15 protein-coding genes and 1 pseudogene are annotated in these 13,739 nt (G+C 71.7%); 7 read left to right on the forward strand and 9 right to left on the reverse strand.

What is annotated here, in order from left to right; all coding sequences use genetic code 11:
- Positions 1 to 28: 28 nt before the first annotated feature.
- Together ACWEBX_RS17945 and ACWEBX_RS17950 are read right to left on the reverse strand one after the other, a co-directional pair.
- Positions 29 to 538 carry a flavin reductase family protein gene (locus ACWEBX_RS17945; RefSeq protein WP_451885795.1) on the reverse strand — a complete coding sequence of 170 codons (510 nt, stop codon included), beginning with the start codon at positions 536 to 538 and terminating at the stop codon, positions 29 to 31.
- A 242-nt stretch (positions 539 to 780) separates the two neighbouring features.
- Positions 781 to 1,194 carry a TlpA family protein disulfide reductase gene (locus ACWEBX_RS17950; RefSeq protein ID WP_451885796.1) on the reverse strand — a complete coding sequence of 138 codons (414 nt, stop codon included), beginning with the start codon at positions 1,192 to 1,194 and terminating at the stop codon, positions 781 to 783.
- A gap of 75 nt (positions 1,195 to 1,269) precedes the next feature.
- Between ACWEBX_RS17950 and ACWEBX_RS17955 the strand changes: the two genes are divergently transcribed.
- Together ACWEBX_RS17955 and ACWEBX_RS17960 are read left to right on the forward strand one after the other, a co-directional pair.
- Positions 1,270 to 1,686, forward strand: a complete 417-nt coding sequence (locus ACWEBX_RS17955) for a DUF4395 domain-containing protein (RefSeq protein ID WP_451885797.1) — start codon at positions 1,270 to 1,272, stop codon at positions 1,684 to 1,686.
- A 184-nt stretch (positions 1,687 to 1,870) separates the two neighbouring features.
- Positions 1,871 to 2,599 (forward strand): lysophospholipid acyltransferase family protein, encoded by a 729-nt coding sequence (locus ACWEBX_RS17960; protein WP_451885798.1) that lies wholly within the window; start codon positions 1,871 to 1,873, stop codon positions 2,597 to 2,599.
- A gap of 39 nt (positions 2,600 to 2,638) precedes the next feature.
- Here ACWEBX_RS17960 and ACWEBX_RS17965 read toward each other — a convergent pair whose 3' ends face one another.
- The 4 genes from ACWEBX_RS17965 to ACWEBX_RS17980 all read right to left on the reverse strand — a co-directional run bounded on the left by ACWEBX_RS17965 (position 2,639) and on the right by ACWEBX_RS17980 (position 6,565).
- Positions 2,639 to 3,211, reverse strand: coding sequence for a transglutaminase domain-containing protein (locus tag ACWEBX_RS17965; protein WP_451885799.1), 573 nt, complete (start codon positions 3,209 to 3,211; stop codon positions 2,639 to 2,641).
- Between the two features lie 89 nt (positions 3,212 to 3,300).
- On the reverse strand, positions 3,301 to 4,374 hold the full coding sequence (locus tag ACWEBX_RS17970) for a threonine aldolase family protein (protein WP_451885800.1): 1,074 nt from the start codon (positions 4,372 to 4,374) through the stop codon (positions 3,301 to 3,303).
- Positions 4,371 to 5,126, reverse strand: a complete 756-nt coding sequence (locus ACWEBX_RS17975; RefSeq protein ID WP_451885801.1) for an SDR family NAD(P)-dependent oxidoreductase — start codon at positions 5,124 to 5,126, stop codon at positions 4,371 to 4,373. The genes ACWEBX_RS17970 and ACWEBX_RS17975 overlap by 4 nt, the downstream gene beginning before the upstream one ends.
- A gap of 41 nt (positions 5,127 to 5,167) precedes the next feature.
- Positions 5,168 to 6,565, reverse strand: a complete 1,398-nt coding sequence (locus ACWEBX_RS17980; protein WP_451885802.1) for a DUF6421 family protein — start codon at positions 6,563 to 6,565, stop codon at positions 5,168 to 5,170.
- A 471-nt stretch (positions 6,566 to 7,036) separates the two neighbouring features.
- Here ACWEBX_RS17980 and ACWEBX_RS17985 point away from each other — a divergent pair, with 471 nt between their 5' ends.
- The gene (locus ACWEBX_RS17985) at positions 7,037 to 7,720 is read left to right on the forward strand and encodes a glycerophosphodiester phosphodiesterase (protein WP_451885803.1); all 684 of its coding nucleotides are present in this window, start codon (positions 7,037 to 7,039) and stop codon (positions 7,718 to 7,720) included.
- A 136-nt stretch (positions 7,721 to 7,856) separates the two neighbouring features.
- Here ACWEBX_RS17985 and ACWEBX_RS17990 read toward each other — a convergent pair whose 3' ends face one another.
- A complete protein-coding gene (locus ACWEBX_RS17990) occupies positions 7,857 to 8,399 on the reverse strand; it encodes a GNAT family N-acetyltransferase (RefSeq protein ID WP_451885804.1) in 543 nt (180 codons plus the stop codon).
- A 92-nt stretch (positions 8,400 to 8,491) separates the two neighbouring features.
- Here ACWEBX_RS17990 and ACWEBX_RS17995 point away from each other — a divergent pair, with 92 nt between their 5' ends.
- Positions 8,492 to 8,878 carry a VOC family protein gene (locus ACWEBX_RS17995; RefSeq protein WP_451885805.1) on the forward strand — a complete coding sequence of 129 codons (387 nt, stop codon included), beginning with the start codon at positions 8,492 to 8,494 and terminating at the stop codon, positions 8,876 to 8,878.
- Positions 8,879 to 8,961: 83 nt separating this feature from the next.
- The gene (locus tag ACWEBX_RS18000; RefSeq protein WP_451885806.1) at positions 8,962 to 9,729 is read left to right on the forward strand and encodes a VOC family protein; all 768 of its coding nucleotides are present in this window, start codon (positions 8,962 to 8,964) and stop codon (positions 9,727 to 9,729) included.
- 182 nt (positions 9,730 to 9,911) lie between these two features.
- Here the strand turns inward: ACWEBX_RS18000 and ACWEBX_RS18005 are convergent, their stop codons facing one another.
- Together ACWEBX_RS18005 and ACWEBX_RS18010 are read right to left on the reverse strand one after the other, a co-directional pair.
- Positions 9,912 to 10,403: a MarR family winged helix-turn-helix transcriptional regulator gene (locus ACWEBX_RS18005; protein ID WP_451885813.1), complete on the reverse strand. Its 492-nt coding sequence runs from the start codon at positions 10,401 to 10,403 to the stop codon at positions 9,912 to 9,914.
- A 512-nt stretch (positions 10,404 to 10,915) separates the two neighbouring features.
- A complete protein-coding gene (locus ACWEBX_RS18010; RefSeq protein WP_451885807.1) occupies positions 10,916 to 12,583 on the reverse strand; it encodes an FUSC family protein in 1,668 nt (555 codons plus the stop codon).
- A 232-nt stretch (positions 12,584 to 12,815) separates the two neighbouring features.
- Here ACWEBX_RS18010 and ACWEBX_RS18015 point away from each other — a divergent pair, with 232 nt between their 5' ends.
- Positions 12,816 to 13,379 carry a DUF5134 domain-containing protein gene (locus ACWEBX_RS18015; RefSeq protein ID WP_451885808.1) on the forward strand — a complete coding sequence of 188 codons (564 nt, stop codon included), beginning with the start codon at positions 12,816 to 12,818 and terminating at the stop codon, positions 13,377 to 13,379.
- 88 nt (positions 13,380 to 13,467) lie between these two features.
- Positions 13,468 to 13,739: pseudogene (locus tag ACWEBX_RS18020) on the forward strand (M56 family peptidase); the annotation flags it as partial.

A 13,739-nucleotide genomic window follows, 5' to 3' on the forward strand; every position in this document is an offset into this window, starting at 1 on the left:
GCAAAGCCTCTGCCCCCGGCCTGCGGGTTCAGTCACGCAGACCGTTGAAACGGCCCTGGTGGTACAGGAGGGGGCTGCCCGCGCCCGAGTGATCGCCCAGCACGACCTCCGCCAGGACGATGCGATGGTCGCCCGCCGGCACCCGCGCCACGACACGGCACACCAGCCAGGCCAGGACGTCGTCCAGCACGGGAACTTCCTCGGGCCCCTTACGCCAACGGGTGGGCGCGCCGAACCGGTCGGCGCCGCTGCGGGCGAAGGTGGCGGCCAGCTCCCGCTGGTGCTCGCCGAGCACGTGGACGCCGACGTGACCGGCCCCGGATATCGCGGGCCAGCTCGAGGCGCCGGTGCCGATGCCGAACGAGACGACCGGGGGCTCGGCCGAGACCGAGGTGAGCGAGGTGGCGGTGAAGCCGACGGGACCGCGGGCACCCGAGGCGGTGATCACGGCCACACCGGCCGCGTGGCGCCGGAACACGGAGCGCAGCAGGTCGGGTGACGCGGGCCGTGGAGTACCGAGGCCGGGGGTGGCCGTCATGGAACTGTCCTTCTGCGAGAGCCGGCGGGAGGTTCCCGCCGCTCGGGCGGAACCGGGGGCGGGAGACGGTCCTCGGCCGGTCAACAGCCCGGACCGCGCGCGCCCGCGGTGCGGGGCGGGTCCGTGTCGGCGAGCTCGGGGAGAAGGCTGTGCGGTGACATACGGTCAGGCTGACGAGAGGCGGCGGGCGCAGTCAAGGGCGTACGGGCATGTGGGAGATGGCTCACCATGATCGCCACCGGTCAGACGGCCTCGCCGAGCGCCGCGATGACGTCCGCCTTGCGCGGCTGTCCCGCCGCGCGCCGCACGATCAGGCCGCCGGCGTCGAGCACGAGCACGGTGGGCGTCTTGAGGATGCCGAGATCGCGTACGAGGTCCAGGTGGTCCTCGGCGTCGATCTCCACGTGCGACACGCCGGGGACCATGCCGGCCACCTCGCCCAGCACCCGCCGGGTGGCCCGGCAGGGGGCGCAGAAGGCGCTGGAGAACTGCACGAGCGTGGCCCGATCCCCGAGGGCCTGTCCCAGCTCCGCCGCGCCGAGCCGCTTTCCGCCGTCGCGCCCGCTCACCCGCACCCTCCCGCTCCGCCGCCTGTGCAGCACTCCGAAGACGCTCGCCGCCGCGAGCACGACCAGGCACACCACAAGTCCGCTCATCACCTGCACAAGCATTCACGAGACCGCAAAGATTCCCGGGTCCGGGGGGCGCCCTTCGTACGGAATGCTTGATTCATGGACATCGATGCGAGAGGGCCGCGTTTCGGCGCGGCGGTGACGGCCGTCGTGCTGGCGGTCACGCTGATCACCGGCAGCGTCTGGCTGCTGGCGTGGCAGACGCTGGCGTTCGCGCTGGGCGCGGCGGGCGGCGTGACGCGCTCGCCGTACGGCTGGGTCTTCAGGAAGGCCGTACGACCGCGGCTCGGCCCGCCGACGGAGTTCGAGGCGCCGGAGCCCCCACGGTTCGCGCAGGCGGTCGGGCTCGGCTTCGCGGTGGTGGGCCTGATCGGCTGGACCGCGGGGCCGGCGTGGCTGGGGTCGGCGGCGACCGCGTGCGCCCTCGCGGCGGCGTTTCTCAATGCCGCGTTCGGGTACTGCCTCGGATGCGAGATGTACCTTCTTGTACGGCGCGTGACGGTACGCGCAAAGTAAAGGCATGTTAAAACCCCGAGGTGGATCAAGGGGCGACGTGACGAGGATCTCGCCGTTCCCCGGCACCAGGACTGGCCACCCGTCCGTTCTTCGGGCACGATCTGCGCATTGCCGTAAACCTACGGCAGCGTAACTTCCCGCCGGGAGACCCCTTCCCAGGCAGAGAGAAGGGTCCACCCCGTCCATGGCAGAGCTTGTCTACCGTCCCGTCGTCGGCCTCGCCCAGACACTCTTCAAGGCGTGGGACCTCAAGATCGACTGCAAGGGATCGGAGAACATTCCGCGCTCGGGCGGCGCCGTGCTGGTCAGCAACCACATCAGCTACCTGGACTTCATCTTCGACGGCCTGGCCGCCCTGCCGCAGAAGCGCCTGGTGCGCTTCATGGCGAAGGAGTCGGTCTTCCGGCACAAGATCTCCGGTCCGCTGATGCGGGGCATGAAGCACATCCCGGTGGACCGCGCCCAGGGCGAGACGGCCTACCAGCACGCCCTGGAGTCGCTGCGTTCCGGTGAGATCGTCGGCGTCTTCCCCGAGGCGACGATCTCGCAGTCGTTCACGCTGAAGAGCTTCAAGTCCGGTGCCGCGCGCATGGCCCAGGAGGCCGGCGTGCCGCTCATCCCCGTGGCCCTGTGGGGCACGCAGCGGCTGTGGACCAAGGGTCACCCGCGCAACTTCAAGCGCAGCCACACCCCGATCACCATCCGGGTCGGCGAGCCGGTGGAGGCCCCGAAGGACCAGTACGCGGGCGCCATCACCCGGCGGCTGCGCGAGCGGGTCCAGGAACTGCTCGAATCGGCCCAGCGCGCCTATCCCGTACGCCCCAAGGGGCCGGACGACACCTGGTGGATGCCCGCCCACCTCGGCGGCACCGCACCGACCCCCGAAGAGGTGCGCGCGGCCGAGACCCGCTGACCCTCTCCCCTCCTCACCGTGAGGGACGCTTCCCCCGCGTCACAGCGCGAGGGGAAGCGTCCGGAGCAGGGACACCCGGCCCGGGGCGGCCTTCATGGCGCCGATGACGGCGGGGTGTGGTTCGGCGTACAACCCGGGATAGTCCAGCTCGTCGAGGTCGGGGTCGGGCGTGAAGGCGAGCCGTTCGCCGTCGAGGGAGAAACGGGCGTCGACGCCGGGCTTGTTGCCCCGGGGGTCCTGCCGGTGCCAGGCACCGTCGAGACGTATGGCGACGAGACCGTGCAGCGCCTCGAACTTCTGGTAGCAGAACGCGGTGGGAATGTCCTCGGCCCGCAGGAGCGCGGCGAGCGCGTGGGCCTTGGCGTGACAGATGCCGGTGCGCTGTTCCAGTACGTCGGAGGCGCGCCAGGTGACGCGCGGATCACCGGAATCGGCCGAGTGCGGGATGGTGTCCCGCACGAACTCGAACGCCGAGCGCGCATAGGCATACGAATCGACGGATTCCTTGGCCAGCCGTGCGGCCGTCTCACGGACGCGTGGATGATGGTGGTCGACAATCTCGTCGGCGGCCAGGTAGGCGGACAGGGCGCTCGTTGTCTGGATCAGCTCCATACCCGTAGAGCATAAGAATGCGACCACCCGAGAGTCAATAACTTTTCGGACGGTCGCATATTTATGCACCCCGTTCGGTGCCGGCCCCGCTACTGCTGGGCCATCTCCTCCTTGAGCGCGGCCACGAAACCGTCGACGTCGTCCTCGGTCGTGTCGAAGGCGCACATCCAGCGGACGTCGCCCGCGGCCTCGTCCCAGAAATAGAAGCGGTAGCGCTTCTGGAGCCGCAGGGTGACGTCGTGCGGGAGCCGGGCGAAGACCGCGTTGGCCTGGACCGGGTGGAGGATCTCCACTCCGTGCACGGCGCGGACGCCTTCCGCGAGGCGCTGGGCCATCTCGTTGGCGTGCCGGGCGTTGCGCAGCCACAGATCCTTGGCCAGCAGCGCCTCCAACTGCACCGATACGAAACGCATCTTGGAGGCGAGCTGCATCGACAGCTTGCGCAGGTGCTTCATGTGGCTGACGGCGTCCTGGTTGAGGACGACGACCGCCTCGCCGAACAGCGCCCCGTTCTTCGTACCGCCCAGGGACAGGATGTCGACGCCGACCGCGTTGGTGAACGTCCGCATCGGGACGTCCAGGGAGGCGGCCGCGTTGGATATCCGGGACCCGTCCAGGTGCACCTTCATGCCGTGCGCGTGGGCGTGGTCGCAGATCGCGCGGATCTCCGCGGGCGTGTAGAGCGTGCCCAGTTCGGTGTTCTGCGTGATCGAGACGACCTGCGGCATCGCGCGGTGCTCGTCGTCCCAGCCGAACGCCTGCCGGTCGATCAGTTCGGGCGTGAGCTTGCCGTTTGGGGTGGGCACCGTGAGCAGCTTGAGGCCGCCCATGCGCTCGGGGGCGCCGCCCTCGTCGACGTTGATGTGCGCGCTCTCCGCGCAGATCACCGCACCCCAGCGGTCGGTGACCGCCTGGAGCGCGACCACGTTCGCGCCGGTGCCGTTGAAGACCGGGAAGGCCTCGGCGCCGGCACCGAAGTGACTGCGGATGATCCCCTGGAGGTTGTCCGTGTAGTCGTCCTCGCCGTACGCGACCTGGTGCCCGCCGTTGGCCAGGGCCAGGGCGGCGAGCACCTCGGGGTGGGCCCCCGCGTAGTTGTCGCTGGCGAAGCCGCGGACGGCCGGGTCGTGATGACGCCGGGCGTCGGTCTTCGGAGGGTTCACGGCTTCTCGGTCAGCCACAGGCGCTTTCCGTTCACTTCGGCGGCGGGCTTGTCCCAGACGCCGACGATGGACTCGGCCAGTTCCGTGACGTCCGTGAAGCCCGCGAACTTCGCGTTCGGCCGCTCGGCGCGCATCGCGTCGTGCACCAACGCCTTCACGACCAGGATGGCAGCGGCGGAGGTCGCGCCGTCGGCGCCCTCGGCGATGCCGGCCTTGCGGAAGTAGTCCGCCATGGCCAGGGTCCAGGCTTCGGCGGCGGCCTTGGCCGCGGAGTAGGCGGCGTTGCCCGCGGTGGGGTTGCTCGCGCCTGCGGCGCTGATCAGGACGTACCGGCCGCGCTCGCTGGCCTGAAGCGCCTCGTGGAAGGCGAGCGTGGTGTGCTGCACCGTGCGGATCAGCAGCAGTTCGAGCAGGTCCCAGTCGTCGAGAACCGTCTTGGTGAAGGTCTCGCTGCCGCGCCAGCCGCCGACGAGGTGGACGAGGCCGTCCACATGGCCGAAGTCCTTCTGGATGCGCGCTGCCCAGTCGCGGGTGGACTGGAGGTCCAGCAGGTCGACGGTGTCGCCGACGACGGTGGCGCCGCCGTGCGCGTAGCGGGCCGCGTCCACGGCCTCCGCCAGGCGTTCCGCGTCGTTGTCCGCGCCGATCACGGTCGCGCCCGCCTCGGCGAGCCTGAGCAGCGCCGCCCGGCCGGCGGGTCCACCCGCGCCCGCCACCGCGATCACCGCACCGCTGAGAGCCCCGTTCCCCATGATCTTCTCCTCCTGAGCAATGTTCTCGCTACCGCGGTCGGTCACGCGGCGACCCGCTCGGGGCCGGCCGCGGTGATGCCCTTGGTGGAGGCGATCACGTTCTTCAGCTTCTTGGCGAGCGCCTCATAGAACATGCTCAGGGGAAACTCGTCCGGAAGCACGTCGTCGACGAGCTTGCGCGGCGGCAGGGACAGGTCGAGTGCGTCCGGACCCTTGGCCCAGCGGGAGCCCGGGTGCGGGGCGAGGTAGGTGGAGACGAGCTCGTAGGCCTTGAACCAGTGGACGAGCTTGGGGCGGTCGATGCCGGCCCGGTACAGCTCCTCGATCTCGGCGCACAGCTGGTTGGTGACCTGCGGGGCACGCTGCCAGTCGATGTGCAGCTTGTTGTCGGTCCAGCGGACGACGTCGTGCTTGTGCAGGTAGGCGAAGAGGAGCTGGCCGCCGAGACCGTCGTAGTTGCGGACGCGGTCGCCGGTGAGCGGGAAGCGGAACATCCGGTCGAAGAGCACGGCGTACTGCACGTCGCGGCCGTGCGCGTTGCCCTCGGACTCCAGCTTCACGGCCTCCTTGAAGGCGGTGAGGTCGCAGCGCAACTCTTCGAGGCCGTACATCCAGAACGGCTGGCGCTGCTTGATCATGAAGGGGTCGAACGGCAGGTCGCCGTGGCTGTGGGTGCGGTCGTGGACCATGTCCCAGAGCACGAAGGCCTTCTCGCAGCGCTCCTGGTCGTGGACCATGGCGGCGATGTCCTCGGGGAGTTCGAGGCCGAGGGTGTCCACGGCGGCGTCCGTGACGGCACGGAAGCGGGCCGCCTCGCGGTCGCAGAAGATGCCGCCCCAGGAGAAGCGCTCGGGCGCCTCGCGCACGGCGATCGTCTCCGGGAAGAGCACGGCCGAGTTGGTGTCGTACCCCGCGGTGAAGTCCTCGAACGTGATGCCGCAGAACAGCGGGTTGTCGTAGCGGGTGCGCTCCAGCTCGGCCAGCCACTCGGGCCACACCATGCGCAGCACGACCGCTTCGAAGTTGCGGTCCAGGTTGCCGTTCTGGGTGTACATCGGGAAGACGACCAGGTGCTGGAGGCCGTCCTCGCGGTGCGCGGCGGGCTGGAAGGCCAGCAGCGAGTCCAGGAAGTCGGGCACCTCGAAGCCGCCGTCGGCCCAGCGGCGCAGGTCCTTCACGAGCGCCTCGTGGTACGCGACGTCGTGGGGCACCAGCGGGGAGAGCTCGGTTATCGCCTCGGCCACGCGGCGCACGACCGCTTCGACGTCGGCGGCGGCCGGAGCACCGTCGGCCGCGAAGTCGATGGAGCCGTCCTTGGACTGCCACGGCCGGATCTCCTCCACGGCAGCCTTGAGGACGGGCCATGCCGGGTGATCCACCACCCTGCCCACGGGAGGAACCCGCTCCTCCGAACCCACCTGCACAAGAACTTCCGTCATGTCCCATCCTCCACAGGAAAACCTCGCGTATGGACACCGTATGTATGCGAGGTTCCGTTACGCAAGAGGAAAGCCGGGAGATTATCCTGCGCACCCCCCGTCTTCACCGCTCTTTTTCCTGTCCGACACCGTCCATGCGATGACATGCGCCACAGCTTCCGTAGCGGCACGGGTGTCCGCGGGAAGCTCCGGGTATCCGAACGGTCCGTGGAACACGCCCCGTTGGCCGTTCTCGGCGACCCGCGCTCCGGCTTCCCCGGCCGCCTCTCTCCGCCGCTTCCCCCGGACCGGCGGCGTACGCGTGGCCCTCGTCACGGCGCTCCCGCCGCGCCGTGTGAATCCGACACTCCCATTGCACGGCGTAGGAACGGGTACACAGCACAGCCAGGCCATTAGGCTGCGGCCTGCCGCGTGGCCGCCCGTCGGAACCACGCGCGAGCCGAGCCGCCGTCGACGGAAGCGAGTCGAATCTTGAACTTCCTCACCATCGGTCACCGCGGAGTGATGGGTGTCGAACCCGAGAACACCCTCCGTTCCTTCACCGCCGCCCAGAACGCGGGCCTCGACCTCATCGAACTCGATCTGCATCTGAGCAAGGACGGCGCCCTCGTCGTCATGCACGACGCCGAAGTGGACCGTACGACCGACGGCACGGGGCCGATCGCCGACAAGACGCTCGCGGAGTTGCGCACGCTGGACGCGGGACGCGGCGAGCGGGTCCCCGTCTTCGAGGAGGTCCTGGAGGCGGTCAGGACGCCGTTGCAGGCCGAGATCAAGGATGTCGCGGCGGCCAGGGCGCTGGCCGAGGTGATGCACCGCAAGGACCTCGTCGGGCGGGTGGAGGTGTCCTCGTTCCACGACGAGGCGATCGCCGAGATCGCCCGGCTGGTGCCGGGCGTCCGTACCGCGCTGATCGCGAGCCGCTACGGCACCGACGTGGTGGACCGCGCCGTCGAGGCCGGCTCCGCGACCGTCTGCCTCAACATCCGCAGGCTGAGCCTGGAGGTCGTCGAGCACGCCCGCAAGGCCGACCTGAAGATCATCGGCTGGATCGTGAACACCCAGGACCACCTCCGGCTGGTCCGCGCTCTGGAGCTGGACGGCGCCACGACCGACTACCCCGAGATCAAGCGCACGGGCCGTTTCACGGCGTAGCGGGACGAGGCGAGCCCGCGCCGTCCGGGGCGACGCGTACGGGCCGCTCGGCGAGGACGCGCCGGGCGGCCCGGCCGGCGGCCGTGGTCGACGGCCCCGGCCCGGACCCGGGCAGGGAGGGTTCGGCCGAGCGGATTCAGCCGAGCGGCTTGACCAGCAGTTCGAAGCGCAGGTCGTCGCGCTGCGGGACACCGAAGCGCTCGTCGCCGTACGGGAAGGGCGTCATCCGGCCCGTGCGGCGGTAGCCGCGCCGCTCGTACCAGGCGATGAGCTCCTCGCGTACGGAGATCACGGTCATGTGCATCTCCGTGGCGTCCCACACCTCGCGGACCGTCCGCTCCGCCTCGGCGATGATCACCTTGCCGAGCCCACCGCCCTGGAACGCGGGGCTGACCGCGAACATGCCGAAGTAGGCGTGGTCACCGCGGTGCTCGAGCTGGCAGCAGGCGACGAGCACGCCGTCCCGCTCCACGGTCAGGAGCCGGCTGTCGGGTGCCTCGACGATGGCCCGGACGGCGTCGGCGTCGGTCCGCCGGCCTTCGAGGATGTCCGCCTCCGTGGTCCAGCCGGCCCGGCTGGAGTCACCTCGGTACGCCGACTCGACCAGCGCGACCAGCGCGTCCACATCGCTGTCGACGGCGTCGCGGAAGGTCAGTCCGGTGGCGGCGGCGGTTTCCATGGCAGCGGTTCTCCGATCGGTGGCGCTTGCGGGGCACGCCCGAGCGTAACGCTCCCCCGGAACCCGTCGGACAGGTCCTAGGCTCCGTGCGCATGGTGCATGTACTGAGCAGCCGGACCCTTCTGCGTCCGACCGACCCGGAACGTTCACGCGTCTTCTACGGTGAACAGCTCGGCCTGGCCGTCTACCGCGAGTTCGGCACGGGGCCCGAGCGCGGGACCGTGTACTTCCTCGGCGGCGGATACCTGGAAGTCGCCGGACGCTCCGAGACGCCGCCCTCCCCTGCGCTCAAACTGTGGCTCCAGGTCGCGGACATGACGGCGGCCCACGAGGAGCTGACGGCCGCGGGAGTCGAGGTGGTGCGCGGGCCCGTACGGGAGCCGTGGGGGCTCGTCGAGATGTGGATCGCGGACCCGGACGGGACCGAGATCGTGATCGTCGAGATCCCGTCCGACCATCCGCTGCGCTACCGCCCCTGAAGCCCCCGAGACGGTGTGTCCGGATGGCCGGTGCTCCACGGCAGGCTTAGCGTGCTGAGGGAACTCGCTGCGGAAGGAACGTCATGAAGCTCGACAGGCCCGTGCCCGGCGGACCCTGCTGGACGGAGCTCGGCACCGACGACCTGGAGGGCGCCAAGGCCTTCTACGCCGATCTGTTCGGCTGGCGCCCGGAGACGGACCCGCGCCAGGAGGCGGGCGGGTACACCGTCGCCCACCTGGGGGACGCGGCCGTCGCGGCGATCACCCCGATCTACCAGGAGTCGCAGCCCGTCGCCTGGAACGTGTCCTTCGGCGTCACCGACGTGGACGCGACCGCGGCGGCCGTGGAGGCCGCCGGCGGAACGCTCGTCCTCGCTCCGATGGACGTGCTCGACGTGGGCCGTTTCGCTGTCGCCGTCGACCCGGGCGGCGCCGCGTTCCAGATGTGGCAGGCGCGGGCCTTCCCCGGTGCGGGTCTGTTCAACGCGCCCGGAGCGCTCGGCTGGGTGGAACTCCTCACCCGGGCCCCGGACCGGGTGACCGAGTTCTACACGACGGTGTTCGGCTGGACCGTGAAGCCCTCGGCGCACTACCCGCAGTGGGGCATCGACGGCGCCGACTTCGGCGGCATGGTCACGATGGACGAGAACTTCGCGCACGAGGTTCCCTCGCACTGGCTGCCCTACTTCGCCGTCGAGGACGTGGACGAAACGGCGAACGCGGTCCTCATGGCGGACGGCCACCTGCTGATGGAGCCCGTCTCCCAGCCGGGCGGCCACCGCCGCCTGGCCGTCGCCCGGGACCGACAGGGCGCGGCCTTCGGCATCTACGCGGAGGGCTCGAAGGGCTGATCCGGACGGTCGGAGGGCTCTACGGAGTAGACGGGCTCCACGGGCTCGACGGGCTCGACGGGCTCGACGGGCTCCACGGACTCGGCAGGCTCCACGGGCTCGACGGGTTGCTCCAGCCGGGCGCGGCTACGAGGGGTGAGGCTGATCCGGGCGGCCCGCCTACCCTCCGTCTCAGGCCGGGGTCAAGCGCGGGGCAGCCTCAGCCGGCCTTCGAGCTGCCCGAGCAACTCGCCCAGGAGTCCGGCCAGTTCACGCTGGTGTTCCCGGTCGATGCCGGACAGGACGCCGGTCTCGTAGGCGAGTTGGTCGGGGAGGACGGCGTCGACCAGGTCCTGTCCGGCGTCGGTCAGCCGGACGTGCGCGACACGGCGGTCCCGGGTGTCGCCGCGCCGCTCGACGAGACCGCGTTCGGTGAGCTGCTTGAGCCGCTTGGTCACGGCGGCACCCGAGGAGAACGTCTCGCGGGCGATGTCGCTGGGGGTCAGCTCGTGCCCGGTACGGCGCAGCGTCCCGAGCACATCGAACTCGGGGCGGGTGAGCCCGGCCCGGCGCAGGGGCGCGTCCTCGGCCTGCTGAAGAAGCGCGGCACAGCGGTTGACCCGCCCGATGACCTCCATGGGCCCGGTGTCGAGATCGGGCCGCACGTTCTCCCACTGCCGCACGACGGCCGCCACCGTGTCACCGGCGGCGGTGGCGCCGGGGGGCCGCTCGTCGGAGCCGCTGCCGGAAGGCTCTCGGTCCGCGCGACCGGCACGCGCAGGCTCGGTGCCGGCGGAGGCCCTGCCGCCGGACCCGGTGCTCGCGAGGGTCCCTTCGGTGGGCCCGGTACCGGAAGGCGCCCTGCCGCCGGCTCCGGCGGTCGCAGGCTCGGCCGTCTCGGATCTGGCGGACTCGGGCCCGGAGGTTGCGGGCCCGGCGCCGACGGGCTCGCCGTCGGAGGAACCCGGGCCGGCAGGCACACCGGCGGCGAACCCGGTGCCGGCGGGCGCCTCTTCAGCGAGCGGGGTCCCTGACGGGCCGCTGCCGGTCGACTCGATGTCGGCCGGCCGGCTGCCGACGGGCGTCCCCTCGGTGGGCGTCGCCCGGTCCGGTGCCGGGTGGCCGTTCCGCGCCGGGTCCACGTCCGGCACCGGATCACCGTCCCGTGCAGGGTCGCCCTCCGCCGCTCTCCGCCCGTCCGCTGTCGTCATGCCTGTGCGCCCTCCCAGCAGTGCAGTCCCTGGCGTCGTACCGTCGCCGCGAGCGTACGGTGTCCGGCCTGCTCGGCCCGCATCACCCGCTCCTCCGGCAGGGCGCGCCGCCACCATTCGCCCGCTGCGGCGTCCGCGGCGGAGCGCAGGTGAACAACGGCGGCGGACAGTCCGCGGCGGGCCGATTCCAGGGCGCCGGGCTCGGGCCGCTCCTCGGCGAGCAGTCCGGCGGCGTGTTCCTGGGCACGCCCCACCGCGGCGAGCGCCTTCTCGATCCGGTCACCGGCCCGCCGGTTGGTCACGGCGACGGCCGCGAGGAAGCCGACGAGCGCTCCCACGAGGGTGTCCAGGACCCGGTCGGTCATCAGCTCCCCGGGCTGCTGGGCGTGCGCGAACTCGGTGATCAGCAGGGCCATGGGGGTCACACAGACGCTGCCGAGCCAGTAGTTGCGGCCGATCAGCGCCTCGGCACCGAAGTTCAGGGCGAGGCAGCACACGACGAGGGCGGCCTGGCCGGCGTGGGCGAGCGGGACGAGGACGGCGAAGGCCGCCACGCCGATGAGGTTGCCGGTCACACGCTGGACACTCCGGCTCCAGGTCAGGCTGACGTTGGCCTGGTAGAGGGAGGCGGCGGTGACCAGGGCCCAGTAGGGGCGGCCGACACCGAGCGCGAGCGAGACGTATCCGGCGAGGGCGCAGCCGAGCGCGGTGCGCAGGGCGATGGGGGCGAGCGGGCCGAGTCGGGCGACCAGGGGCGGTTCCCCGAAGGCGAGGGCGGCCTCGACGCCGAGGAGTTCGTCCGCGGCGTCCCCGAGGCCGTCGGGGCGCGGGACGGGTCCGGTGCCGGAGAGTTCGCGGGCCCAGCCGCGCAGCCGTTCGGGGTCCGTGTCGGCGGGTGCGGCGAGCGCGACCTCGGCCCGTACGACGAGCCGTTCGAGAGCGCGCCGGGGCGCGGAACGGGCTCCCGTGGACAGCAGCGACTGCCAGGCGGTGTGGACGGCGGCGGCCGCGGCCGCGCGGGCACGGGCGTCGTCCGGGGCTCCGACGGACACGGCCGCGGCGTTCAGCGCGTGGGCGGTGGCACGCCGTTCCGGGCCGTGCGGGCGCAGGAGCCCGGGTGCCATGCCGACGATCCAGGCCCAGGCCCCCGCCGCCGCGCCCAGCGCGAGGTGACCCGGCACCTGGCCGAGGCTCTGCGGCACGAACAGGGACGCCGAGGAGATGAAGGCGAGGACGACGTGCCCCGGCGGGCCGATGCGCGTGGCGTCGCACAGGGCCTTCTGCGCGGCGGCCAGCAGCGCGCCGACGGTGACCAGCACGACGGCGTTCCTCGTGAGCGAGGCCGTGACGAGCGCGACGCCGAGTCCGGCGAGCATCCCGGCCACCACCCAGGCGAGGGCCCGGGCCCGCGCGGCGTACGGACGGCTGTGGGCGTAGAGCGCGCAGAGCGACCCGGCCATGGTGTACATCGCCAGGTCCAGCCGGCCGAGCGCCAGCAGCGTCAGATTCGGCGGGGCGACCGCGACGACGACGCTCAGGGCGGGCTTGAACCAGATGTCGGAGGGCCGGCCCAGACGCAGCGCGTCGGCCAGCGGAAGCCGCCGTGCGCGCGGGGGACGAGGAGGGGTCGCACTGCCGGGACGGAGAGGGGTCGCACTGCTCATTCCACAATCTTAGCAGGTGTTTTATCTGTAAATTAGCTTCTCCAGTCGGCTCCCACCTGCGGCGTACTCCCGCACGCTCCCCCGTGTACACCCCTGCGCTCGCTTGCGCACCGGCCGCCCGGGGCATGCCCTGACCGACCGTCCGATGTCCGGCACCGCTGCCCGGCACCCTCCGCCCGGCATCGCGTGCCCTGCGTCGCGTGTCCGACGTCGTCTTGCGGGGAGGTACGCGGTGCACGGACCGGCTTCACCCGGCTGGCTGCTCGTCGCGCTGTGCGCGGCGACCGGGGCCTACTGCCTGCTGCGGATGCGCAGCCCGGTCGAGGAACAGCGCCGCACCGCGGGCGGCGAGGCACTCATGGGGTTCGGCATGGCCGCGATGGCCGTACCGGCGGCCGTGGTGACCCCGCCGCGCTGGGCCTGGCTCGTCTGCACGGCCGTCTTCGGCGTCGCCGCGCTGCGCGCGCTGGGGACGGCCCGCGGCCGCAGACACCATCTGCACCATCTGATGGGCACCGTCGCGATGGTCTACATGGCCGCGGTGATGACCACCGCCCCGGCCCATCACGTCCACGGCGGCACCGGTGTCCCCGTCCTCACCGGGGCCCTCCTGCTGTACTTCACGGGCTACGTCCTCCGCTCCGGTGCCCGACTCCTGCCCCTGGCCGTCGCGTCGGGCCCCGTCGCGTCCGGCCCATCGGCAGGCTCGGTCGGCTGGGGCGACCGCCCCGAGCTCTCCCAGGCCTGCCGCCTGTCGATGGGGATCGCGATGCTGGCGATGCTGGTCACGCTCTGACACCACTCACCCTCTACGGACCCGTGGCGTACGTCACTTGGGGTCGCCGACCGTATCCAGCGGCGGGCCCCGCTCATAGGCTTCGGCCATGATGGTCCCCGCGGCACTGTTGCTGCTCGGCGCCCTTGCCTCCGTGGTCGCTCCACGACTGCTCGCTCGGGCCGACTGGCCGGACCGGGAACCCGTGGTCGCCCTGTGGGTGTGGCAATGCGTGGTGGCGGCCGTCCTGCTCTGCTGCGTCCTGTCGATGACGCTGAGCGCGTCCGCCGCCTGGGTGGCGGTGCGCGGGCATGTCTTCGGCGGCGCACCGGCGTCGGTCGTCGACGCCTACGCGCCGGGTGCGGGCGCCCCGTGGGCCGC

It is taken from the genome of Streptomyces sp. NPDC005070, assembly GCF_053600395.1.